Genomic DNA, 23,848 nt, shown 5'->3' with positions numbered 1-23,848 from the left:
AGGCAGTTACGGGCTGAAAATAGTAACCTGCAAGACAGAAACTCTGGGATGTCGATAGATTGCTATGATATGTTTAGCAAGTATCTCTATTCCACATTTAGAAAATACCGTTATGGAAATACAGAGAGAATAAGTTTGTACGTGCTTGAACTAGAGCACTTTAGATGTATTGGTAGGCACTCCGATGATGAAAAATACAGAGAACGCCCAAAAAGAATGTACCCGAAGGAAGCAGGCTTCATAGGCAAAGCTTGGAGAGGAGGCGAGTTTTCTATTTCTAAACTTCCAGACCCAGAACGCGATTTAAATCAATGGATTTCGTCAAATCTTGCGGACACAAAAATCCCTCGAGACACTTTGAAACTCATTGGCATGAAAAGTAGAGCCTTTCATTGCATTCGCATTAAAAATAGCAAAAGCACTTCTATTGCTATAATGGTATTCGAGTCGACAAGCGAAATACTCCCCAATGGTTCAACGATCAAGGATGAATTTGGCAAAAATGAAATTAGAACGATCGCCAATCTTGTAGACGCCCTTAAGCCGCACATGGTTAATCTTGAGCTTGCTAAGCGGGAAGGATTTTAATATGACAAATAAACTATTGAACATAATTAAATACATTCTAACCAATTATCCATATCCAGATGAACTATCAGCCTCTAGATTAACAAAAATGGTATATCTTGCAGACTGGAAAGAAGCCATTAGCAATGGGAGGCAGATTTCTAATATAGCTTGGTTTTTTAATCATCATGGCCCATATAATGATGAAATTCTGCAAGAAGCGAAAAAAGATAAAAATATAAGCATCACGATAAAGAGCAACATGTTTGGCGGTAAAAAAACCCATATAGAATTACATGACAAAGGACAGGCGATAGATATCGACGCAGAATCTTCTCAGATCCTGGATTTTGTTATTAATGCGACCAAAGACAAAAACTACACGGACTTTATAAAGCTTGTTTACTCTACGTACCCCGTAATATCAAGTGGTAAATATAGCGAACTGGACTTGGTGCGTAAGGCTGAAGAGTATAAGAAGCTATCGTGAGGTGTAATACCGATAGGCGGACTGGGTTTTCTCGGATGCTGATGCCCACTCCGGAAACAGTTCCTATTACCAGCAATTGGCAACAGGACGTTTGCAGTCCCTCCTGAACTGCTGCTTTTGGCCGTAGTTGATGCACAACAGCAAAGTCATCCTCGAAAGCCAACCGCCCTCACAAGGCGTAGCGGGTCTACTCAGGAAAAAGCCATAGGTCCTCCCAAGCAGGTAGACCTATTGGGTAATTCGGGCCCGCGCTTTCAACGCTTCTACACGTGTAGCCAACTGGCGTTCGTGTTTGTCGTCGCTGGCCGAGTTTCGCGCACCCTCTACGCTCCCCAATGCTTCAGATACCGAGCCCGTTGCCTCGTGGTACTGGCTCATCAGATCCTGGTAGATCGCCAGCCAAGCGTTCCCCTTGGGATCCTTCTCAACAGCATCAAGTGCGCACTTGGCCGTCGTCGATGCCGCAGCGTCTTGATCAAGTGCGAGCTCTGTCTTCGCTTGCTGATATAGCAGCCAGTGATACTTCACGTCGTCGACGATCTTTTTGGCGGCTTCTACTGCCGCCGTCGGATCACCGATGGCTAGAAACGTCTTCGCGAGAACCTGGGCGACGTATGGGGCGCCTCCTGAGGTGCCTACCAACTCATCTACGAAGGCCCCCTGGTACTTTCGAGTTTGCTGGCAAGTACAGGATTATCGCCCCCGAGCAGCAACGATACAGACATTTGCGAGTGCCTCACGTGCGTTTACCCATTGACGTCTATCAACCGTGTTGGGAAATATGGCGGGCATATCGGGAAAAATCTCAGCCATTGCAAGACAAGTCTCGCCATGACGATATCCGAACAGCGTAGTGAGAGCGAGGAAGGCACTCTCTTGGATCATCTACGCAGACAGCGCTGGCGGCATGGTCGACATTCATAACCGATCGCCAGTGTCGTTATCGCCTGAGCTGGCCCGGGAATGGCTGGATCTGGTCACGCAGAAGGATCGCGCTGAGCGGATGGTGCTGCAACAAGGCAAACCGTCAGTGGGCCTTCAAGTGGTCCTAGGTAGACCGGGCCGTTGGAAACGCCCGAAATCAAGGGTCGGGTCTAATTAGATCAACCCTCTAAGGATCAGGTAACAGGTTATTACTTATAGTTGTGCAAAACCAATCTAAAAACAATGCTAATCATGCTAAACCCATACACCAGCAATACTATAACATGAACAAAGAAATTCAATTTTGCTTCGTATAGCTTACGTATACCGTGACGCTCATTTATGAGTACCAAAAACCCTCCGAGAATGACAATGCAGATACCACTGAGAATCCGCATAACGTCCCAGAATCCCTGCTCCTGCTCCTCTGCCAACAAGTGCACTCCTATGGCTAGTATGACTGCGGCAACAGCGAAGTTCTTGTAATGGTCGAATATAGTTTTGACGGCATTATCGTTTTCAATCAACTTCCTAAGCATTACAGCTCCTTATACTAAACAGTCATTAAACAATTTTTAGCGTGCCCTATTACTTTAACCGTGAAACTTCTCGTACGTAGGCCTGACAGGTCTGCAGGGCAGTCAATCCCCGATCGCCTTCGCCGGTGATGGCGATATTAGACCACTACGCTCATGACCTTGATGCGTAAGACAAGCATGTCTGGTGCAAAATCGTTGGACGAGAAAATCGATAATCAGATCATTGTCCTTAAAGTGTACGGAAGGAAAGCCGAAGGAAGATCCGAGGATTCGATAGAAATCGCTGAATTCATGAAGGCCTATTCTGAAGCGGCACACAGACTGGGCCGCGAAAAACTCATCGAGCCCTAGCACGGCGCTCTCGATTTTTAATCGCGAGTGTAGGATCTTGGAATAGATCATCTTGGGGCTTGAAAGAGCGTACTGCGGTTCTCCATATCCTAGACTTGCTTAAAGACTCAACGTAAGCATAAGTCTGCAATAGTCAAAGTTGAAGCAGGCTTCTGCTATCGCCCGCGAACTAGAACACCAATCCTTCACTCAGTTGCATCAACATCTCTTCGACTGGGAGATCTGTCGGACCTGTTGATTGCGGATGCCGTCCAGCAAAGTTTCCTAGCTGAGTAAGCTCGACAGGAGGGGAGGTTCTGTCGCAAAGATCTTCCCCGAACGACCGGGTGCACTGCTCAGATGCCAAGCACCGTTGTATGCTGAACCTGCTGAACGTCGCAACTCGCAGGTGGCAACGATGCACTCAAGCGCACAACCCAAGCCTGGCCACTGGTCAATCAGCACAAGAGTCTCTCCCACCGCCGACTGCCTGAGCAGACACTACCAGGCTTATCTGGAACGGCGAGACATGATTCTGACCAAGGCGGCAGAGGTGCTTGGCAGCCGTGATCTTGCCGAGCAATGGTTCAACAAACCCGCCCGTGGCCTGGATTACCGACCGCCCTGCAGTGTTATTACTGATGACCATGGCTATCAGCTGGTCAGAGGCTATTTGGGTCGCATCGAATATGGCGTGTATTGAACAACGCCGGAAGCTTTTCGTTATCGGCTCAGGTAAGCGCTGTAACTGGCGGAGGGGGAGATGACCAGTACGATCGAAGCAGTAGCCGCACTGGTCGGTGATACGAAGCGAATCGTGATGTTCACCGGCTGGCATCTCGACAGAAAGCGGTATACCTACCTTCCGCGATCCGCTGACTGGTATCTGGGCTCACCATGATCCGGAGAAGCTTGAGACCGCCAGCGCGTTCCGCGAGGACGCAGCACTGGTATGGGGATGGTACCTGTGGCGGCGGGCCCAGGTCGCGCAAGCTGCGCCGATTGTCCCAGCAGTATCCACAACGGCTCTGGCGCATGCGGTAACGCCAGAGCGTTGACGAAACTGAAGGCTGCCATATCGCGACCCCTGATCCGAGTGAAACAGCAGCCCTTGAGGCCTCCCACGCTACTCATAAGCCATATCCAGCGCCTTGGTCACCAGATGCGTATCTGGCTGGTTCGACAGCGCCCAGCCCACAATTCGGTGCACGTAGAGATCCAGAACGACTGCCAGGTAATGCCATGTCCCCTGAGCCCAGATGTAGGTGATATCGCCACACCAGACCTGATTGAGTGCCAGCACTTCAAACTCTCGATTCAAGATGTTCGGAATATCAGGTCGCTCGACCGTCGCTTGTTTGTAGGCATGCGATCCACGTTGTTTGCTGACTAACGCGAGTTCCCGCATCAGGCCACGCACCTTGAACCACCCGATTTGCTCGTCGTCTTCCTGCATCATCGACACGATGCTGCGGCTAAGCGAACCATCTCGAGCTGATCGAATCGCCCATCAGAGTATCCCGTTCCCCTTCAACTCTTACAAATATCGACACCAAAATCAGCAGGTGAACCATAGTGGACGCAGGTCTCAGCAAGGATGCAGGGAGTCGTCCACCACTAGTAGAACCTGTGGATTCGGTCATGTCGACAGTGCTTCTCCTCGGCTACAGAAAAGGGCTTGCGATCCCCAAGCCGCCTCATGTACTGTACATCCATACAGCCATGAAAATTGAACTTGTTAATCGCTTGTACCGTCACTACCTGTGCAAGCTGAGGCTTCGGCCTCTACGCTCTTTAAAAATGTGCCTCTTAGCAGAGTCGTGAAACCCGAGCTGCTGCCCAGTGCCGAATACCCCAAGCAGGCTCTATCTCAGGCCCGCAGCGGGATATAGATAATGGCAAAAGCGACTGATGGCGTTTCGACCTCACCAGTCTGCCTGTATAATTTTGCCCCCACCTGGCCACCCGCCAAGTGGGGGGAAGGGCCAAATGGGATTGGAACCTTCGAAAAAATCGACTACCACTGAGCTAAGCGAACACCCCATGCGGAAAAGGATTGTCCAGTTGTTGAGTGATAACCAAGCGCTTAAGGCTAGGGAGATCGCAAAGCTTTTAGGTTTTGAGCGCAGGGACGTCACAAGATTTCTTTACGATAATCTTGAGGAGTTCGTACAGAATGAACATTCTGCGTGGTTGCTGAAGAAAGATGCTTGTCTTCAAATTGAGTTTTCCGCAAGCAGTACTTGGATCACACAAGATCATTTTGAACGTTCCCTCGCCAAGCACGGTTCGCCTCTAGAGTGTGGCCACGGTCACATTATTCTGAAAATCCCAAAAGAGCGTAAGGTGCTTTTTTGCGCTGCGGCTAGAATTCTTGCTTTAGCCAATCAGCTAGCCAAAGTGAAAAGGATAGTTGAACTCGATTTTAGCGAGAGCCCTGAAACACTTTCCTATTTGAAGCGCGCCTATTTCTTTGAACGGCTCGATAAAAGTATCAAGGTATTACCGCGTCGTCCCGCCAGCCTCAAGGCCGTTGAACTGAAAGCAAATAACGAGAAGCTTGTAGAGCTTCTTCCTATCGTTGCAGGGGGCGAAGAAAATGTGCCTGAACGGTTCAAGTTCAGCTTCGCAGCGGCTTTTGGTGATCTTCACGCCAACAAGTTGCATACCGTACTTGGTGAGCTGATTGGCAATGTGGAGGAGCACTCTGAGACCACTATCCCCGGATTTGCAGGGCTTCAGAGCTACAACCGGAAAGGCTCAACGTCTATTGTCGCCGTGGTTTCTGATTCTGGAAGAGGTATCTGCTCGACACTTAGGCCAGCACTAACCGAGCACTATCCAGAGGTCGCAGCACAATTTCCAGAAACACTTGAGGCATCTAACGCAAAACTAATCATACATGCCATGCGTAAAGGTGGATTGAGCCAACGCGGAAAGGGTGCTGGTGGCGCCGGATTAAATAGAAGTTCAGGGCAAGCTGAGAGCCTCGATGCTACAGTTAGCATTAGACAAGAAGACTTCTCAGTTACTCTGACTTATCAGAACCAAGACTTGTACAAACATAGCTGGAGTTTAGGCTTGCCTAAACTTTTTGGCACACACATCGTATTTGAATTCAACTTGACAGATAAATAGATTCTGGTTAAACTAAAGCCATGAACGAGAAAACTTACATAATCGCCCTTCGCGACTTCACGGACGGAAGCAGCAACCCTTATGGTACAATTAGGGGTAGAAAGGCTCATGCCAAATTGTTGGAACATATTGCCAAATTAACTGGCACTAAAACAATTGGCATATCCCTCAAGAATATTGATGGGGCCGATGTTTCTTTTCTCCGTGAGTCACTCATTTTCACTTTTAAACTCTACGCAAAGAAAATCTCTTTCTATATCCTCGACTTAGTTGATGAAGATATTATCGCCAACCTAGAAGGTGCGGCGATATCCGGAGATTTTCGAGTTACATGCTGGGTGAATGGCATATGCCGATTCGTGGGCCCCGAACCCTCGCCATCGAGCCTTCCACTCCTTAACGTAGTCCTATCTAATCACTCCGTGACCACCACACAGGTTGCTCAAGCGCTTGAAATGAGTGTTCAGAACGCCAGCACGCGCCTCAAACGACTATCCGAAGAAGGCTTCATCACTCGCGTGGAGATGTCTGCCGACAGCGGCGGCAAGGAGTTCGTTTACAAGGTGATCGGCGAACCTGCTTAAAGGGGTTGCTTTATCGAGAAATGGAGGTATGCTCTGCGCATGCCTCCATTTTTTTGGCCTGCGATAAACAGAATCATTGAACGAGATCAGGGAAGCGAGGAGTTCAGAGATGAAAGCGAGGTTCGAGGTTCACAGACCACAGGGAGAAGACTGGTTCTACCAGTTCGTGACGGCAAAGAATCAGGTGATATTGCGAAGCGAAGCCCATAAAACCTTCGCTAGCTGCATCAAAGGGGTCGAGTCATGCCGAGAGCACTCGCCTTACGACAGGTTCTACAGCCGATCGGACGACGCCACGGGCTTCACGTTTCACCTGAGGGCTTCGAACAATAGGGCCATCAGCCAGGGGCTGAGATGCGCTTCTGCTGAGGAAAGGGAAAAAATTATAAGCACAGTGAAGCGGTACGCTTCATCGGCTCAAATCACAGACAGCAACAAGGAGATAGTGAAGAAACAGAGAGTGCCCTTAGAGAAGGACCATACAACGTAGGTGAGAAACCTAGCGCAACGCCAATTGCGCGAAGTCTGAGTCGAGATACCTCTAAACGAAGCAAGAGTATCTCCGCGTGTTCCGCACCAGTCAAGAACTGATTGGGACTCTCCTCCTCTACGGCTAAATCTGCTTCCATCCAGGAAGCTAATAGCCGCCTGTGTGCGGAAAATACTTGGAGATTTACCGATGCAAACTGAACAATCGTGTCAGCCACTCAATTTCACCGTAGAAGTGGCAGGAGATGATCTGGAGTTCCGCCAGGTCCGCCTTGATGACCGCACCCCAACGGGCGCCCAAATTGCGGCGGCAGCTCATTTCAAACCCGACCAACTGCCGATCGTACTGCAGCTTCTGGACTCTGGTGCTCAAGAAGATATCCGGCCAGAGGAGTCGGTTACGCTGCATGATGGAGTAAACCGCTTCATCGTGATCGAGTCTGATCGCAAGTACCTCCTGACCGTTGACGGCCTTCGCCTGGAGTGGCCTTGTAAGCAGATCTCTGGTCATACCGTCCGCAAACTCGCCGAAGTTGGCCCAGGCAAGCGCCTGTTGCTGGAGCGGGAGGATGAGGCAGATCTGGAAGTCGAAGACACCACATTCATCAACCTGGATGCTGCCGGTATTGAGCGCTTCATCACACGCAAGGCCGTCTGGAAGCTCAATATTCAAGGGGAAGTGTACGAGTTCCCGAAGCCGATCGTTTCGGTACGAGAGGCAATCTCGGCCGCTAGCCTGGACCCCAACCGGGACTGGCAGATTTACCTGATCGTTCGTGATCAGCCCAAGCGTGAGCTGACCATCAACGACGAAATCGATCTGCGTCCAGATGGGATCGAAAAGCTGCGCTTGACGCAAAAAGATGTGAGCAACGGCGAGGCAACCCTGCCACTTCGTCGTGAGTTCAAACTGCTCGATCGTGACGAACAGCATCTGGATGTCGCTGGCCATCACTGGGAGACCCGGCTGACCAGCGGGGCCGGCCGGTGGCTGTTGATCCACAACTACCAGCTGCCGCCCGGCTATTCCGAGCAGGTCGTGCAACTGGCATTGAACATTCCATCGACCTATCCCAACACCGCCATGGACATGTTCTATCTGTATCCAGTTGTCCACCTGGCCAACGGCGCAGTGATTCCGCAGACGGAGGCTACGGTGGAAGTCGACGGGGTCCCATTCCAACGCTGGTCTCGCCATCGCTCCTGGAACCCATCGACCGATAACGTAATGACCCAACTGGCAATGGCTGATGGCTGCCTTCACAAGGAGGTTGGCCTGTGAAAAACGGATCTCGCCTCGTACTGACGGCCGAGATCTACACCACCCTCCGGGAACACCTGTTCCCGGGGGACGGTAAAGAGGCCGCAGCTATTCTCATCTGTACCCGCACACCTGGCTCCGCGCTCAAGCTCCTGTCAAAGGAACTGATCTTGGTGCCTTATGAGGAGTGCGCGGTCAGGCAACCACACGCCATCACCTGGCCAGGAGCATACCTCGAAAAAGCGATTGATGAAGCGCTTCCCCAATCGCACTCGATCATCCTCGTGCATTCTCACCCCGGGGGACTGTTTCAGTTCTCTCGTGTCGATGATGACAGCGACTCGAGCACCATGGTCTCCCTGTATCAAGGAGTGGAGGCAGTCCACGGCTCGGCCATCATGACACCCGATGGTGCAATGCGAGCTCGGGTCTACCAGGAGGGCGGTTTTCCAGAGGACATCGCCATGGTGACTGTGCCAGGCCATGACATCCACTACTGGTTCCCCCACTCCTATGAGCAGCAACAAGCTCTGGCCTTCACCTCTGAAATGACTGCCACCCTGGGTCGACTAACCGCGGCCGTGATTGGCGTCTCAGGGACCGGCTCGATTGTTTCGGAGCAACTCACCCGCCTCGGATTCGGTAGCTTGATTCTGATCGACCACGACCAGGTCGAGCTCAAAAACCTCAACCGGATCCTCAACTCCACGCTAAAGGATGCGCAAGAATCTCGCACCAAGGTTGACGTCTTCGCCGAAGCCATAGAAAAGATTCGCGGTTCGAAAATCGCCCATGCCATCAACAAGACGGTGTTCAGCAGGGAGGCCGTGATGGCCGTGGCTGAAGCCGATGTCATCTTCTGTTGTGTCGACTCCCACCAGGGAAGACTGATATGCGACCTGATGGCATCGAGCTTTCTTATCCCGTTGTTCGATGTCGGTGTGACCATCCCAACACGCCTGTCCAATAAAGGCGTTCGCCAGATCCATGATGTACAAGGGCGGATCGACTATGTTCGGCCAGGCGGTTCAACGCTTTTTGACCGCAAAGTTTACACCGCAGATTCGCTGGGTGCTGAAGAGCTGAGAAACACAGATTCCAAAGCTCACAATGAGCAGGTGAAACAGGGCTACATCTCCGGCCTTCCAGAAGAGGCCCCCTCCGTCATCACATTGAACATGCGAGCAGCCAGCGCGTGCGTGAATGAATTCATCGCTCGCGCCTTCCCGTTCCGTGAAGACCCCAACCAGAACTACGCGCGCAGCAAGTTCTCCCTTTCAGGCTGCTATGAAGAATACGAAGCGGAAACGGGCCTTCCAAAGGGCGAGAACCCTGCTCTGGCTCAAGGAGCGCGGGAACCTCTGTTGGGCCTCCCGCCCCTTGGGGCCAAGCAATGAGTGGGCTCAATAAGTTATTCCGCAAGTTCATTCTCAGGTTTGAGCACCTGCTTCCCCCTCGACGGCTTGTTGTCGTCGAGGGGGACTCGCTCCCCTCCAAGATGCCGATACGCACGATCGTTCTCGCGAAAGATGCGCGCGAGGATTGGTGTATTGGACTGCAGTGCCCTTGCGGGTGCGGCAGAACGATTGAGCTTCTAGTGATTGATGAAGCAAAGCCGAGGTGGGACTACAGCATCAATGCTGACGGTTACCCGTCGCTTCATCCATCGGTATGGCTGAACAACGGCTGCCGCTCACACTTTTGGCTCAAGAACGGCCGTATTCATTGGTGCTGATCAATAACCACACCTTCAACAGCAGCAGGTTTCTGTAGAACGAGAGGCAAATTTTATGCGCATGAATGGATTGGCACGACTGGCTCAGAGCATGAGCGCTCAGGAAATCGATATTCAGCAATTTCTTTTCACAGATGGAGCAGCAAGCTTTGATTGCCTGTTTTCCATGCGGGGAGACTATGAGCTTTCACTCACCTCCCGGGGCGAAAACCCCAAGTTTTTTCTCTTCGCCGTCTCCGATGATTTTCAGCTTTCGACCTATTTGAACGGCGACCACTTCGCTAATCTCATGAGCGTACTGAAAACTCATGAGATGTCGACCCAAGGGTTCAGTACCTCCCGCTTCTTTCAATCCCTGGACGCGGCGGTGCCGCCTAAGGCCACTAAAGACCGCGTACCCACAGCATCGCAGATCTTAACCCTTCGTCATGACCTGGAAGAACGAGATCGTCCGTTTTTCGATACCTGGATCTACTGGAAAGAACGGGGCCCCCAGAAAGAAAACCTGAAAAAGACATGCACAGTATTGGGCCCAGAAGCGTACGCATTCAGCGTCAAGAACCGAGCTTCGTCCAAATGGAGCGCGGTTGATCTTGGAAGGTCATGGAGGTAGCCCAGAACCAGCCGAAAATGTGAGAAGCCGGCGCTCCAGCTAAATGAACACAAGCGAAGCATCACGCCTCGCTTGCGACCATAGAAGTGCACTTCGGTTTTAATAGCCATCCAATCGCATGGAACGCAGCGTTTTGAGCCACTCAGTAAAGCGAATCGATTTTTCCTACCCTCGCGTTGATCTACGACACCTGAAAAGCGGCGTTGTAAAGTTTACGGAAGACCACATCGTCTGGTGGTACAACTCTATACGGGTCAATACCCGAGGAGAACGAACCATCCCCGAAGTCGAGGTGATGTTCAAGAAGCTCAATAACGACATTCCCTCCTCAGTGCCCACCTGGGCATCGGTGCCACTCACTGCCCTGCCTCATTACCGCATAGGGAGCATTTGGCGGGAAGGTCAATGCATCTCCGACACAGAGATGGAGGTAAAGATATTCGATATCGACTTTTCATCCGAAAAGTGGAGCATCACCTCCAGGGCTGAGCTCATTGATAGCAGACAGGGCAACGTCTTCCATGAGGATGACTACCCACTGAAATTCACGCGGGATTTGAGCACATTGCTGAACTTCAGTTTGCCCGACGGGAACAACCTTCTTGTGCCCTGTATCGAGTTTTTTGTGCGCGCCTATGCGAGGAATATGGCGGTCTGCAAGGCCCTCAGCACGCTCACGTTCCGCGAAGTGAAGTCCGTTTTCTTCAAGTGCGACAAACGCGACGCCTTCAACTGGCTCATCAAACCCACTGACCAAATGCGCAACGCCGACGCCGTCTTCCTCGCACATCTCCTGTATGACGACTACACCGAAACCCAGGTGAAGCGGCTCAATTCTTCATTCATTTCCAAGGGACCAAACACCAAGGTTTTTCCTGAGGTTGCTCCGTGGTTCCAAGGCGCTGGCCAACTACTCTGCCGCGGTCGACGGATCAATCAAGGAAAGACCTTTTTGTGCTTGGATTTACTGGGCTCAACCCAACCCGAAGGGCGTGAGATCGAATTGTTCAGGGAGACATTCGATAGCAGTGGTGGTGAACAGGGTGGTCGCATTGTCCTGCCCCAAGTCATCAGAACAGCTCGGGCAGAGGAGTTTCTAGCAGAAGAGTCATACGTGCTGCCAGACGCCCGCGGCGAAAAAGTGATATTGAGGCCTCCACCGTTCGAAACCTTGGGCCCCAAACGCACGGTAAAAAGAATCAAATCGTTGAGGGAAACTAACCGTGGGTTGCGCGGACCTCAACCGCCGCAGGCAGACACTTACTCCAGCGGCGATGGCGCCGGGGACGGCAAAAATATCGGCAAGTCGGAGCACGTCTCTGATGTTGTGTTGGAATCCCAAGGTTTTTTGCTCGATATCTGGAATGCCTTTCTCTCTATCAAGCGCGACAACCCTGAGCGTGTGACAGAGGTGAGCTGGTATGTACCTCCAAACTACGGTACATCCGCCCCGCCAAGGATCCTTCTTTTCAACACGAGCGGCCTCGACGGGAGACAGACTGCAGCGCGGAGCTGGGTGTACCTGGAGACGTTGGGCGCTCAGCGCCGAGGCCTGATGATCCTGCGACTCGTGGTCGATAAGCAGCCCTTCTACTGCTTCGAGATCGAGCGCCAAGAGTCGAGCGAGAAGACCCCTAATCCTCGTGGGTTTTCGGGTGTGCTGATGAAAGCTCACACCGAAGACCCAGTCGAGTTTCAGCAGTTTGTAGAGACGGTGACTTCGCGCATCAGAAGCAACCTGGGAATATTCAAAAACATCATGAAGACGTTTCCCCCGAACGCCATAGTATTCACACACCGCTCCAAGGATCAGGACGTTCGTTATCGCACGAGGTTGATCAACGCCTTCGCCCAGGCGGGTGTTGTTCTGGAGTAATCCGGAGGGCAACAGGGTCTCGCGTGTAGGTGCTCGCTGAGGGAATCCAGAGCACCTTCCCTTCATGTTCGACGCTGAATCCAGCCATCCCATTGAAGCTCTCCGGGCGATAGACAAGCGCCTTCCGGCTGACTCTGCGGATATCGTGGAAATAGGCCAGCCCTTTTACGATCCAAGTGGATTCAGGTGCTTCGCCAGAGTCATTTTTCAACAGAGCGACCAATTCGCGCTCGGCCTTATCCCATTTGGCTTTTTCGAGCCACCGTTTCTCGGGGCGAGCTTGTAGCTCGGCACTATAGGTCTTGTTGAGATACCCGACGAATCCTGTCACCGCTGCGACCTGACCCGGAGAGCGGCGCCAGAAGGCCTCTAGCGCTTTCATTCTGGGAAGTGCCTGAGGTACCAACCCGGCGAGCTTGAGGAAATTCACCGCCGCGCGCAGGGCTATTCGTACTGAGCGCAAATCCGTCTCGCTGCGCTCGATGCGCAGTGCCAACTCTGCGTGATACCCATGCAGCAACTGGTTGGACCAGAAGTCGGGTAATTCCGACAACATCTCGGACACCCGACGTTGCTCTGTATGCTCATCACGCTTCTCAGCACTGACGGTGACTGCTCTAATCTCCTGGAGCCAACGCATCGGGTTCTCAGCCTGGCGCAGACCAGAAGCCCCGAAGGTCTTCAGCAGCTGATCGTAGGTAGGTACTCCTCCCCAAAGGGCATCCAACTGCGCGAAGAAACGATAGTGATCATTGATATTCAAAGCGGCTTTGTGTGGCCCATTTCGCATCAAAAGCCACTGCGAAAATGACTCGTAAAGCTGCCGGATACGTGGACTCGTGAAACCAGCCAGGTTCACAGCGACGCGCCTATTGAACAAGCTCGTCCAATAGCAGGTTTCACACGTCCGGCCGCGGCCTGCCGGCATCGCGGCTCCGCAGCTTTCACATGGACGCTCGCCTCCGGCGATACACGCCTTACAACGCAGAACGCCGTCATGGTCAGCAATCAGCACGCGATGCCGCTTACAACTTGGACAGGTAGCCCCCGTGGCCTCCCGACACTTGTTGCAACTGCGCAGCCCTGTCTTGGTACTGACCGCCAAGCGCTGGGAGAGCTTGCCGCAGGCCTGGCAAGGCTCAGGCTCGCGAAAATATGGAACACAGGATTTACACACCGGGCCGTACTCGGACCGCATGCCGATGGCGAACTCTGTTTTGCCACATCGCACACAGGGGCCTGCACGCTCACAGGCGCCGCATAGGGCTGCCAGGTCAAAAATCGGTAGACGGCCAAAATTGCCACACCCTGGACATAGCCGACGCTTGAAAAGGCGCGCGTAACAGGTCTCGCAATAGCGGCAGTGGTTATGGACCTTCTTGGCTTTCACCATGGCACGACCACATTCGTGACAACCTGCGACACGGTCCACTTCAGTGGAAACCATCTCTACGAATCCTTCTCTGCAGACGTAACCACATTCGCCAGACGCCAAGAGGATCACGGGCGTGGTTGTGTTCAGTCATATCCGGGGAGCAACGTGGCCGACAGCTTAAAGCCGAAGCCATGTGAGTCAAAATCTCCGGCGCATCTCGCGCCGGTATCGGGAGTAGCGAATGCGGAAGCGAGGCTCGCGTTGCGCACTCGATGAAGCGCTCGGGCCCCGCCTGCATTATCACCCAAGCTGGTCCGATCAGGGCAGAACGCTCAGCGGGTTGCAGGTATTCGAACGGCAAACCCAGCGACGACGTTGGGCACGCACTGACATCGACCTCCATCAATTGACAGAAAAGACGAGACGAGGCGGTGGGATGACGAACGACGCTTCGAAGCAGACTGATAATGACGCGAGCGACGAACATCCACTCGGCAAAGCCCACCTCAGCCTGACCAAATGCTGTGCTCTTACCGTACAGCCCATCTGCGAATCTCTGGAAAGCCAGTGCCTCTTCCGAACAAGAAAGTGGAGCAGCAATGCTGAAGTGCTCTCCGCAATGATGACACTGAGCGAGGCTGTCCCCCACCCGGAGCAAGCCGGGCTGCAGTGCTGAAAAACAACGGGGGCAGCGGTCGACCAGCAGTGATCGATGCAAAGGACAGGAGGTATGCCAGGCGAGCCGATCTTGAATCAGATAATGAGGCGCTGGTTCATCCATGCATCTAGGGCAGCACTGGAGACCGCCGGCATGGAAGTGGTTTCGACATCCCAGCACCAATATCCATGGCCACAGGTTGCTGATCTGCAGGAAGGCATCAGGATGCAAAGCGTGTGCGACTAGGAGCAGGGTGCTTGCCGTCAAATCCGCAACGCTCACGCCGGTGAGCTGCGCCAAAACCGCAAGACGCGATTCACCCAAGCCCCTATCCAGGTCAATGCACCAGATTCGAGATTTTGGCCAAGCGTTATCGGTGAGTGTCTCTGGTGTGCAAGCGTGGGCCAATGCCGTTCTCACCAACCATGATGAGAACAGCTCGTCAGGCAGTAGCTGCGGAGTCAACGGCCATCTAGGATTCAGACCATGAGCTGCCGGATGCCACGTGTAGGACGCTTCCACGACTTACTCTCGATGAGCGGTCGATCAATACATTCCTTACCGGAGGTAATCGCTTCCGTTGCACATTCTACCAAGAGGCTGTGCAGGTCGCCTGTGTTGCCGCCTGAGATCGAGTGGAGGAGCTGGGCCAGTTCTGGTTGAAACAGGTTTGAAGGTTTCTTGAGTGGGAGTACCAGCTCGAAGGCTTTCAGCAGACGTTGAAAGTCAGCGTCCAGTTTCCAGGTCTCAAGCTTGATGACATCGAAACGGCTGGCATGCTGGGGATCGAGGTGCAAGATCTGAACGGCGTCCGGAGTGCCCACGCCCACGATCGGAATCATCAACGTGTTGCACAACAGCTTGAGGGCGTTCATGACTTCGCGTTGCTTGATCGCGGAGCCCGTCAGCATCGAATGGATCTCATCGATGATCAACATCCTGACCTTCAACTCGCGCAGTGCGTGAATTACCTGGTATCTGAGTTTGACCTTGGTGTCAGTCGCCCGGTAGGGCATCCACATCTGCTCCAGGATCGCGACATACAACTCTTTTTCGTCCGCAGAGGTAGGCGACTCAGCCAGAATGACCGGCCTTACGGGTTCACTGTCTTCATTCACGTAACCCTCTCCATGGGTTTTCACGAACTGACGGATCAACGTTGTTTTCCCGTTGCTCGAATCTCCGACCAAGAGCAGGTTCGGCATCCGAGGACGTTTGTGAGCATCGAGAAGCGAATCCAACGTCTGCAAGATCTTGGTTGCCGACTTATAGCCAATCCACCGCGGCTCCCCCATGAAGAGGATGCGCTCCCGATCTGATAGGCCCAGAACCGGTCGAAAATCCTCATGCAGGTGTGCGTAGTCCGTCATTGGATATCACCATCAAATTCAACATCACCGAGTAGCAGCCCTTCGGCAGCAGGGATGACTGGAGCGGGTACAGGATTCGAGAACGGTTTGTTGGGCTGTGCAGGCGTTTTGTTTTTGCTGTGCACTTTATATTTCTGAGCAGCACGCCGGGTCTTTTTTAGTGGTTGAGACCGCCTCGTCTACCAGCGCCCGGCGTTCAATAATAATCCTGCTAATGAGGGCGTCGTCGATGTGCTTACGCCCCTCTTCAACCGCCTGCTGCTTAGCTGCGCGATATTCCCAGACAGTAGCAGCAGGGAACGCCTGGTTGGCCACAGGCACCCGGAAATATTGCTTGAGCACCGGGTCATAGAACCAGATCACGCTGATATCTCTCGGATCGCGCCTGAAGACAAATTTCCGCGCCAGCCCGGTCTCTGGATCTTTGGTATTGATCCAATGCCGCAGCGCATCAGAGTAATAAAAGACGTCGATCTGCACCCCATAGGTCTGCACGGTCCGTTCGTAGTGCGGCATGAAATCCAACTGCAGTGTATGCGGATCGTTAGGTCTCGGCGGAATGCACACCAAAGGGTCCAACTCACGGTTACCGAAGAAGCCGAGATGCCATTTCCGAGATGGACTCATGTACAGCGCAGAATGGTTTTCGTTGTGGTATAGGATGATGGTCATCACCAACCAACGCTCGAATTCATCCATTGTCAAAGCGGAATGCTTGTCTGAGTCGTATCCATCACGATCAGTGATATTGCCGAACGTAGTGCCAGGCAGCTCATGCAGCATCTTCATGAAGGTACCGAGCAGTCGCTCGATATGGCCGCCATATTTCGGATTTTTCTTGGGGCGGAAATTGTTCTCGATATTGTAGTTCGAGCATGAGCGCCGGATGTCTTCAGCTTTGAAGTCGGCTCCGTTGTCAGAATGAACTACGCGCGGGAACCCCCAGACAGGCCAGTCACCCTCTACTCTATGTAGTAAAAGCCAATTCTCTTTCGGCAGGAAAGAGTGCGCCAAACACATACCTACGGATATCGCCGAAGGGTCCTCCAAGGCCAGGTAGTATCCGGTAATCATCCGGGAGTACACATCGATCGCCAGCGTCAGCCACAGTCGACCGATAGGTTTGCGATGACAATCATCCACAATGATCAGGTCAATCGGGGTATGGTCGATCTGCACGATCGCCAGCGGATAGTCCGCACCAGGAAACTGCCCTACCGAAGGCGTGTGACGGTTACGAGCCCTATCTGCATACCCACGCCGGCGCAAAACAATTTTCTCCGGGATGTTTTTGATCCTTGCCCGGACAGCCGACGCGCCAGGGGGCTCAATCCCCATACTTTTTGCGCGCTCCTCAATCTCTTTGATGGTGGACTGGACAGACTTGCGATTGGGGGTCAGATAGAACTCATCAATCACATTGCTGATGAGCTTATCGGCCTGAATCGTCAAGCGGCTACTGCCTGCTTTCCAACCTCTTTTGCGGGGCACCAGCGCCAGCACCTCATGCCAGTTGCGATAGCGCTCCAACCACCGATAAAGCGTTGCAGTGTCGACGCCAACTTCCTTCGCGCGCGTTTCCACGCTGTCACGCTTGATGATCGAGTCATTGATGAAAGGTTTGATCGCGGAGAAACGCTGCTGAGCGATTGCCCAGTCGTCAGAACTGATCGTCGAGACATCGTAGTTGACGTACAGGCCCTCAAGTTTGTCTGGCTCGATAGCCTTGAGATCGGGCACTCGCAGTGATGCGCACTTGCCAGTTTCGACCTCAAGACCAATCACGGTCTGGAAATCCAGAATCTGAACGATGCGGAATGCTTCCTTTTCCCGACGAACCATTGCACCGACCTCGATCGGTACCCGTGCTCTGGACGGCTCGAACGGCTGGAGATGTTCCTCGGAATCAACCTCGTAAATGTTCATGGCGTGACCACCCACAGTTCAAGGTATTCGTTCAGCGGCTCGTTGATGTCGCACTGGACCAAGCCAACAGCAATCAAGTGCCAGAGCAATGAAACCCCACGCCCTCTGTAGATGCCATTGAAGTGACGGGCGAGCAGGTAGTGGACCGGGGCCACTTCCATGCCTCTGATGGTGTTGAGCACCATGTCGATGTCTTCCTGATCGAAGGTATATCGCTCAAAACGCTCGAGGAACACGATGTTCTCCAGAGCCTGACCCCGGATCCTGGACTCGTCATAGATGCTGAACGTCCAACCTTCCTGCTGCGCATATCGACGTGCAGCCTTCCATTTCCCACGCCAGGCACGCCAATTGTTTCGCCACTCGTAAGCGGGCTTCACCTCGACGAGCATCGGTCTGATGTATTGCTCAGGAACGACATTACCTTGGTGGTAATAGACGAGAAAATCTGGTGTGTAGGTATTAGCACGCCCCGATGGATCGATGAAATCGACTGTCACCGGCTGCGCGATCACCGTCTCCACCCGGTAGTTGAACCTCATGCGCTTGAGGAAATCTCGCTCCAACAGCGACTCAAACGGAATGCCTCCAACGCCTCGGAACGGCAGAAAACCTGAAACACTGCGCCAAGTCGATTTGATCTTTCGGACCTGTCTAGGCCGGTCGCATCTATTTCCATTCATTCTCAATCCTGTCGCAGCTATTTTGAAATTTTTTCGCATCTATTGGAGCAGCTGTGAACGGTGTTTCGCTGGCTCTAGATTAACGCTTTCGCATCTATTTCGAAAAGCGACAGCGGCTCAAAACCCCAGCCCGGTGAAATCACCCTGGCCCACAACGGTGTGCTGTTTCTCGATGAGTTGCCCGAGTTCGATCGTAAGGTGCTGGAGGTTTTACGGGAGCCCATGGAATCGGGGCAGATTGTCATTGCCCGCGCCCGCGATCGGGTGCAGTTTCCTGCACGCTTTCAATTGGTGGCCGCGATGAACCCCTGCCCTTGCGGCTACCTGGGTGAACCCAGCGGGCGCTGTCGCTGCACCCCGGAACAGGTCCAGCGTTATCGCAACAAGCTTTCCGGGCCCCTGCTGGATCGCATCGACCTGCACCTGACCGTGGCCCGGGAAGCCACTGCGCTCAACCCACCTGACCGGCCCGGCGCCGACAGTGCCGAGGCCGCCGCCCAGGTGGCCCGGGCACGGAACACACAACTGCAACGCCAGGGCTGCGCCAATGCCTTTCTCGACCTGCACCAACTCAGGTGCCACTGCCGGTTATCCCGCACTGACGAGCACTGGCTGGAAAGCGCCTGCGAGCGCCTGGCCCTGTCGCTGCGTGCTGCCCATCGCTTGCTCAAGGTCGCCCGAACCCTGGCGGACCTGGAGCAAGCCGAGGCGATCAGCCGCCAGCACTTGGCCGAAGCCCTGCAATACCGCCCGGGCTCTTGAGCGCGGCGATCACTCCTGGGTCAAGTCGACCAGAGGCGTAGGACGGACTTCAGTCTGACGACCATCCTGGATCTGGCTGACTTGGCTGAGTGCCTTATCCACAGCCCCTTTGTCCGCCAGCAGGCTGTAGCGGATCTGGAACTGGCGCTGCTCCTTGGCACCAATGGTCGGCACCAGGTTCAGCGGCCGCTGATAACGGCGGTTGTAGGAAAAGCTGGTGCCCGGCTCCAGCCCCGTGACGTAGCCCTGGCCTTGGGTGTCGGTGTTTTTCCACAGGGAGAACACCGGCAACTGCAGGGTGTTGAAACCCAGGGACACGCCCAGGCTGCCCGCCTTGTTGTGCAGCACGGCCAGGGTCTGACCCTTGGCATCGGCGTACGGCACCACGTTGTAGACGGTTTCGTCGTAGTCACGGGTCGGCCCGCGGTAGGTCTGCCAATCTCCCAGGTCAGCCTTGGCCTTGTCGTTGAATGGCGAGACCTGCTTCACCGGCGCGGCAAACTTCGCCCCTTGTTCGAGGAACGGGGTGCTGAAGTTGCTGTGGTAAAGCGCCTGGTATTCCTTGGGGTAGTCGCCGTTGTTGGTCAGGGTGTCGTTGAGGCTGAAACTGACGCTGCCCGGCTCGGTGACCAGTTCGGTGGCCACCGAGAAGTCCACCTTCTTGAACGCCTGCTCCTTGAGCTCGCCGCGCAGGGTGATGGCATAGGGCGGCTTTTCATCGATGTGCAGGGTGACCTTGCTGGCCGGAATGTTCGCCGCCCGACCATGCAGGGTCAGCAGCTCGCCGTTGTCCATGCCCGGGTGGCCGACCCACTCGTAACCGCAACGGGTCACCAGTTCGTTGAAACCTTCCAGCCAACCCAGGCCGCCCCGGCCGTTGAGCTCGATAAAAGCCGGGTTGACCACTTCCTTGACCGGCGAATCCCAGCCCAGGCGGATATCGCCAACCGACGCCTGGAGCACGTTCATACCCCGGGTTGGGACCACAGACAGCTTCATGGCGCCATTGTCGATGTCGACAATGCTCACCCCTTCCTGCGGCCGCCGTGGAGGGTGCGCAGGGTCACGGAGAACGGCTGGGCGGTCTTGACCCCCAGTTGTTCGCTGGTGATGTGCAGGTTTTGCGGGGCCTTGTCGCTGTCCAGCAGCACGTAGTCCCAGGCCATGGCATGGGAAGCAGCGCTCAGGGCGCCAAGGGTGACAAGCAGTTTGAGCGGAGTCATGAACGGGTGCCTTTCTTGGAGTTGTGCAATTTTTATAGCGCTGATGAAACGTTTCAGCAAGCTAAAAGAACAGCACTCCAAGACCAGCACGACACGGGGAGGCGCTGACCGCCGCACCGCCGACGCCTGTCCCTCTCGGTGCAGGCGTGGGGTGGACGGTCAGACTGGGGGCTCAGCGAAAGCGATCGACTTCGTGGCGCAGGTCCGCCGCGAGCTTCTCCAGCTCTTTGGCGGTGACGGCCAGGTTCGACACCACTTCGCGCTGCTCGCTGTTGGCCAGGGCGATGCTCTGCAGGTTGCTGCTGAGCAAGGTGGCGGTGCTGCTCTGCTCCTGGGTGGCCGTGGTGATGGCAGCGAACTGCTGGCCCGCGGAACGGCTTTGCTCGTCGATCTGTGCCAGCGCCGAAGCCACGTCGGCGTTGCGCGACAGGCCTTCCTGCATCAACCGCTTGCCCTGCTCCATGGTGCTGATGGCGTTACCGGTTTCCTGCTGGATGCTGTTGATCATCTGCGAGATTTCATCGGTCGCCTCGCGGGTCCGCGAGGCCAGGTTGCGCACCTCATCGGCCACCACCGCAAAACCCCGACCTTGCTCGCCGGCACGGGCGGCTTCAATGGCGGCGTTGAGGGCCAGCAGGTTGGTTTGGTCGGCAATCGCGGTAATCACCCCAACAATGCCGCCGATTTCCTGGGAACGTTGCCCCAGAGTATTGATCACCGTCGCGGTGCTGTTCAGGGCCCCGGCGATCTGTTCCAGGGAGGCCGACGCCTCTTCCATGGAGGTCCGGCCAATGCGGGTTTGCTGCGCATTCTCCTGGGCCAGGCGCTCGGTGTTGCCCATGTTGTCGGCGATGTTCAGCGACGTGGCGCTGAACTCCTCGACCGCGCCCGCCATGCTGGTGATTTCCCCGGACTGCTGTTCCATGCCTTCGTAGGCCCCGCCGGACAAGCCGGACAACGCCTGGGCCCGACCATTGACGTCCTGGGCCGCCTGGCGAATGTGCTCGACCATGGTCGACAGCGCTTCGCCCATCTGGTTGAAGCTGCGGGCCAACTGACCGATCTCGTCGTGGCTGGCGACTTTCAGGCGCACGCTCAGGTCTCCCGCGCCCAACGCCTCGGCCTGGCGCACCAGGTCACCCAGGGGCGCCAGCTTGCTGCGCAACAGCCAGACCGTTGCCCCCACTGCCAGCAACATCGCCAACAGGCTGCCAATGACCAGGCGAATGCCGACGCTCCAGGTCACGGCACGGATTTCCGCCTTGGGCATGCTCGCCACGACCGACCACGGGCCGCCTTCGAACGGCACTGCAAGGCTGTAGAAGTCCTCGGACTTGTCGCTCCAGAAGCGGCCCTGGCCTGGCGTCTGCGCCAGCTCAAGCATGGTCGGCAGCGCCTGTTCCAGGTCCTGCACGCCCGCGGGCGGCACCAGCCATTTCTTTTGCTCGTCCAGCAGCGCCAGGGAGCCGGTGTGACCGATACGGAAGCGCTTGAGGTTGGCGAACTGGGCGTTTTGCGCGTCGGTATAGTCGAACCCCACGAACAGCACCGCAATCACTCGCCCGCTGCTGTCGCGCACCGGTGTGTACTGGGTCATGTAGGACCGTTCGAACAGCAAGGCGCGGCCGACATAACTCTGGCCCGCCATGAGTTTCTGATAAGCCGGGTGGGCATGGTCCAGCAACGTGCCGATGGCACGGGTGCCGTCCTGCTTGCTCAGGGAAGTGCTGACCCGGATGAAGTCCTCGCCGCTGCGCACAAACAGGGTCGCCACGCCGGCAGTCATCTGTTTGAACTCGTCAACTTCCTTGAAGTTGTTGTTCAACACTTCGTTGCCCAAGTGCAACCCTGGGGTCGGGGTGCCGGCCACAGTCACGGGTTCATCCGGGTGCACGCTCAAGCCACCGCTGAAACGCTTTTCAAACAGGCCGCTGAGGCGCTGGGTGCTTTCGCGCAGGGTGCCGTGAAAGGTGTTGAGCTGGTCGGCCAGCAAACGGGCCTCACTGGCCAGGTGTTCTTCCCGGGTATCGAGGTTGGCGGAATCCAGGGAGCGCAGGGCAAACAGGGCGCTGCCGCTGATCACGACCGCCAGTATCACAGCAAGGGCAAGACCCAGCTGCGAGGCGATCCGGGCACGAGGTTGAGGCATGACGGCTCCTGGCCAAGCAACCGGATCGTCCTGATCGCGTCATCGGCTCGGCAACATTTTTTAGTAGGAAGAAAGGCTCGAACCTTCCAGAACGGAGGTTCCACTTTCCCTAGAGTTCGGCGGCAAGCTTGAATACTTGAGCAATCTGGACAGGTATCTTGCAACGCCGAGCACACGGACGCTTCATCGATTCAGCCCAACCGCTCTACAACGGGCAATTGCATGGCTTTTACCTCGTTCTGGAGAAAATCGCTGAGGCGGCGCAAACGTTCACCTCCAGGCCGGGTTTTCGGCCAAACCAGGTAATAATTCTCGCCGCTGGCCACCGCGGTGGGCCAAGGCAGGCTGAGGCGACCCTGGGCCACGTCCTCGGCCACCATGAGCAAATCCCCCATGGACACGCCGTACCCCCGCGCGGCGGCAATCATCCCCAGCTCCAGGGTGTCGAACACCTGCCCGCCTTTGAGGGAAACCCGCTCGGACAAACCCATGCGCTCCAGCCAACTGCGCCAGTCGCGACGGTCGGGGGTGGGGTGCAACAACTCGGTGGCGGCCAAGCGCTCCACGTCCCAGGGCTGATCGTTGAGCAGATTCGGTGCGCCCACCGGGATCAGTAACTCCGGGAACAGGTAACTGGCCTCCCAATCCGGGGGGAAATGACCATTGCTCAGCAGCACCGCGCAATCGAACGGCTCTTGGTTGAAGTCCACGGCGTCCACGTCCATCCAGGCGCTGGTCAACTGCACCTCATTGCCAGGCTGCAAGTGGCGGAAGCGGCTCAGGCGCGCCAGCAACCAACGCATGGTCAGGGTCGAAGGGGCCTTCATGCGCAAGATGTCATCTTCAGCGCGCAAGGTATTGCAGGCGCGTTCCAGGGCGCCGAAGCCCTCACGAATCCCCGGCAGCAGCAGGCGCGCGGCCTCGGTGAGTTGCAGGTTGCGCCCGCTGCGCAGGAACAGCCGGCAGGCGAAGTGCTCCTCCAGGGTGCGGATATGCCGGCTGACCGCGCTCTGGGTGATCGACAACTCCTCGGCCGCCCGGGTGAACGAGCTGTGTCGGGACGCGGCTTCAAAGGCACGCAAGGCGTAGAGCGGGGGAAGACGGCGGGACATCACGGCACTCCGATAACGCGAGAGGGCTAACCTACCAGAAAGCG

The 23,848-nt window shown here is 55.1% G+C and carries 19 protein-coding genes and 5 pseudogenes; 14 read left to right on the top strand and 10 right to left on the bottom strand.

The genetic code is table 11. The features are described 5' to 3' along the window. Nucleotides 1-141: 141 nt before the first annotated feature. Together M1B34_RS06785 and M1B34_RS06780 are read left to right on the top strand one after the other, a co-directional pair. A complete protein-coding gene (locus M1B34_RS06785) occupies nt 142-588 on the top strand; it encodes a hypothetical protein (RefSeq protein WP_268264716.1) in 447 nt (148 codons plus the stop codon). Nucleotide 589: 1 nt separating this feature from the next. Beyond that, complete coding sequence (locus tag M1B34_RS06780) at nt 590-1,057, top strand: Panacea domain-containing protein (RefSeq protein ID WP_145713397.1); 468 nt, start codon at nt 590-592, stop codon at nt 1,055-1,057. Nucleotides 1,058-1,285: 228 nt separating this feature from the next. Here the strand turns inward: M1B34_RS06780 and M1B34_RS06775 are convergent, their stop codons facing one another. Further along, nucleotides 1,286-1,699, bottom strand: a complete 414-nt coding sequence (locus M1B34_RS06775) for a hypothetical protein (RefSeq protein WP_268264715.1) — start codon at nt 1,697-1,699, stop codon at nt 1,286-1,288. A gap of 238 nt (nt 1,700-1,937) precedes the next feature. Between M1B34_RS06775 and M1B34_RS06770 the strand changes: the two are divergent. The 3 genes and pseudogenes from M1B34_RS06770 to M1B34_RS06760 form a co-directional block, all read left to right on the top strand. Further along, nucleotides 1,938-2,106 (top strand): annotated as a pseudogene (locus M1B34_RS06770) (SOS response-associated peptidase family protein); the annotation flags it as partial. 1,273 nt (nt 2,107-3,379) lie between these two features. Next, a complete protein-coding gene (locus M1B34_RS06765; RefSeq protein WP_268264714.1) occupies nt 3,380-3,553 on the top strand; it encodes an antitoxin Xre/MbcA/ParS toxin-binding domain-containing protein in 174 nt (57 codons plus the stop codon). Nucleotides 3,554-3,613: 60 nt separating this feature from the next. Continuing rightward, nucleotides 3,614-3,884 (top strand): annotated as a pseudogene (locus M1B34_RS06760) (Sir2 family NAD-dependent protein deacetylase); the annotation flags it as partial. Here the strand turns inward: M1B34_RS06760 and M1B34_RS06755 are convergent. After that, nucleotides 3,852-4,333 (bottom strand): annotated as a pseudogene (locus tag M1B34_RS06755) (DDE-type integrase/transposase/recombinase); the annotation flags it as partial. The pseudogenes M1B34_RS06760 and M1B34_RS06755 overlap by 33 nt on opposite strands. 584 nt (nt 4,334-4,917) lie before the next feature. Between M1B34_RS06755 and M1B34_RS06750 the strand changes: the two are divergent. The 8 genes from M1B34_RS06750 (at nt 4,918) to M1B34_RS06720 (ending at nt 12,546) form a co-directional block, all read left to right on the top strand. Beyond that, nucleotides 4,918-5,988, top strand: coding sequence for an ATPase (locus tag M1B34_RS06750; protein ID WP_268264713.1), 1,071 nt, complete (start codon nt 4,918-4,920; stop codon nt 5,986-5,988). Nucleotides 5,989-6,008: 20 nt separating this feature from the next. Then, nucleotides 6,009-6,572 carry a MarR family transcriptional regulator gene (locus M1B34_RS06745; protein ID WP_145713406.1) on the top strand — a complete coding sequence of 188 codons (564 nt, stop codon included), beginning with the start codon at nt 6,009-6,011 and terminating at the stop codon, nt 6,570-6,572. A 109-nt stretch (nt 6,573-6,681) separates the two neighbouring features. Then, nucleotides 6,682-7,062: a DUF1508 domain-containing protein gene (locus M1B34_RS34005; protein ID WP_145713410.1), complete on the top strand. Its 381-nt coding sequence runs from the start codon at nt 6,682-6,684 to the stop codon at nt 7,060-7,062. Nucleotides 7,063-7,251: 189 nt separating this feature from the next. Further along, the gene (locus M1B34_RS06740) at nt 7,252-8,343 is read left to right on the top strand and encodes a multiubiquitin domain-containing protein (protein ID WP_145713413.1); all 1,092 of its coding nucleotides are present in this window, start codon (nt 7,252-7,254) and stop codon (nt 8,341-8,343) included. Continuing rightward, nucleotides 8,340-9,719 carry a ThiF family adenylyltransferase gene (locus tag M1B34_RS06735; RefSeq protein WP_145713416.1) on the top strand — a complete coding sequence of 460 codons (1,380 nt, stop codon included), beginning with the start codon at nt 8,340-8,342 and terminating at the stop codon, nt 9,717-9,719. The genes M1B34_RS06740 and M1B34_RS06735 overlap by 4 nt, the downstream gene beginning before the upstream one ends. Beyond that, nucleotides 9,716-10,057 carry a ubiquitination-like system serine protease family protein gene (locus M1B34_RS06730; protein WP_145713418.1) on the top strand — a complete coding sequence of 114 codons (342 nt, stop codon included), beginning with the start codon at nt 9,716-9,718 and terminating at the stop codon, nt 10,055-10,057. Before M1B34_RS06735 ends, M1B34_RS06730 begins: the two co-directional genes overlap by 4 nt. A gap of 55 nt (nt 10,058-10,112) precedes the next feature. Next, the gene (locus tag M1B34_RS06725; protein ID WP_341870541.1) at nt 10,113-10,670 is read left to right on the top strand and encodes a DUF6037 family protein; all 558 of its coding nucleotides are present in this window, start codon (nt 10,113-10,115) and stop codon (nt 10,668-10,670) included. Nucleotides 10,671-10,788: 118 nt separating this feature from the next. Then, nucleotides 10,789-12,546 (top strand): hypothetical protein, encoded by a 1,758-nt coding sequence (locus tag M1B34_RS06720; protein WP_268264712.1) that lies wholly within the window; start codon nt 10,789-10,791, stop codon nt 12,544-12,546. Here the strand turns inward: M1B34_RS06720 and M1B34_RS06715 are convergent. The 5 genes from M1B34_RS06715 to M1B34_RS06695 all read right to left on the bottom strand — a co-directional run bounded on the left by M1B34_RS06715 (nt 12,509) and on the right by M1B34_RS06695 (nt 18,417). Continuing rightward, nucleotides 12,509-13,405: a hypothetical protein gene (locus tag M1B34_RS06715; RefSeq protein WP_186452729.1), complete on the bottom strand. Its 897-nt coding sequence runs from the start codon at nt 13,403-13,405 to the stop codon at nt 12,509-12,511. The two genes, M1B34_RS06720 and M1B34_RS06715, sit on opposite strands and share 38 nt — an antisense overlap. A 574-nt stretch (nt 13,406-13,979) precedes the next feature. After that, nucleotides 13,980-15,101, bottom strand: coding sequence for a TniQ family protein (locus M1B34_RS06710; protein WP_145713424.1), 1,122 nt, complete (start codon nt 15,099-15,101; stop codon nt 13,980-13,982). Then, on the bottom strand, nt 15,059-15,949 hold the full coding sequence (locus M1B34_RS06705) for a TniB family NTP-binding protein (protein WP_145713428.1): 891 nt from the start codon (nt 15,947-15,949) through the stop codon (nt 15,059-15,061). Before M1B34_RS06705 ends, M1B34_RS06710 begins: the two co-directional genes overlap by 43 nt. A gap of 126 nt (nt 15,950-16,075) precedes the next feature. Beyond that, nucleotides 16,076-17,875 carry a Mu transposase C-terminal domain-containing protein gene (locus M1B34_RS06700; protein WP_341870540.1) on the bottom strand — a complete coding sequence of 600 codons (1,800 nt, stop codon included), beginning with the start codon at nt 17,873-17,875 and terminating at the stop codon, nt 16,076-16,078. After that, complete coding sequence (locus M1B34_RS06695; protein WP_145713560.1) at nt 17,872-18,417, bottom strand: TnsA endonuclease N-terminal domain-containing protein; 546 nt, start codon at nt 18,415-18,417, stop codon at nt 17,872-17,874. Before M1B34_RS06695 ends, M1B34_RS06700 begins: the two co-directional genes overlap by 4 nt. Nucleotides 18,418-18,672: 255 nt before the next feature. On the opposite strand from M1B34_RS06695, the pseudogene M1B34_RS06690 reads away from it, so the two are divergent. Further along, nucleotides 18,673-19,320, top strand: a pseudogene (locus M1B34_RS06690) (ATP-binding protein); the annotation flags it as partial. Nucleotides 19,321-19,329: 9 nt separating this feature from the next. Here the strand turns inward: M1B34_RS06690 and M1B34_RS06685 are convergent. The 3 genes and pseudogenes from M1B34_RS06685 to M1B34_RS06675 form a co-directional block, all read right to left on the bottom strand. Further along, nucleotides 19,330-20,543 (bottom strand): annotated as a pseudogene (locus tag M1B34_RS06685) (aldose 1-epimerase family protein). 172 nt (nt 20,544-20,715) lie between these two features. After that, a complete protein-coding gene (locus tag M1B34_RS06680) occupies nt 20,716-22,692 on the bottom strand; it encodes a methyl-accepting chemotaxis protein (RefSeq protein WP_123327807.1) in 1,977 nt (658 codons plus the stop codon). Nucleotides 22,693-22,883: 191 nt separating this feature from the next. Further along, entirely contained in the window at nt 22,884-23,804 is a 921-nt protein-coding gene (locus tag M1B34_RS06675; RefSeq protein ID WP_123327808.1) for a LysR substrate-binding domain-containing protein, read from the bottom strand. Between the last annotated feature and the right edge of the window lie 44 nt (nt 23,805-23,848).

The organism is Pseudomonas morbosilactucae (assembly GCF_023241715.1).
Classification (GTDB): Bacteria; Pseudomonadota; Gammaproteobacteria; order Pseudomonadales; family Pseudomonadaceae; genus Aquipseudomonas; species Aquipseudomonas morbosilactucae.
This window is presented reverse-complemented; position numbering and strand designations above follow the sequence as displayed.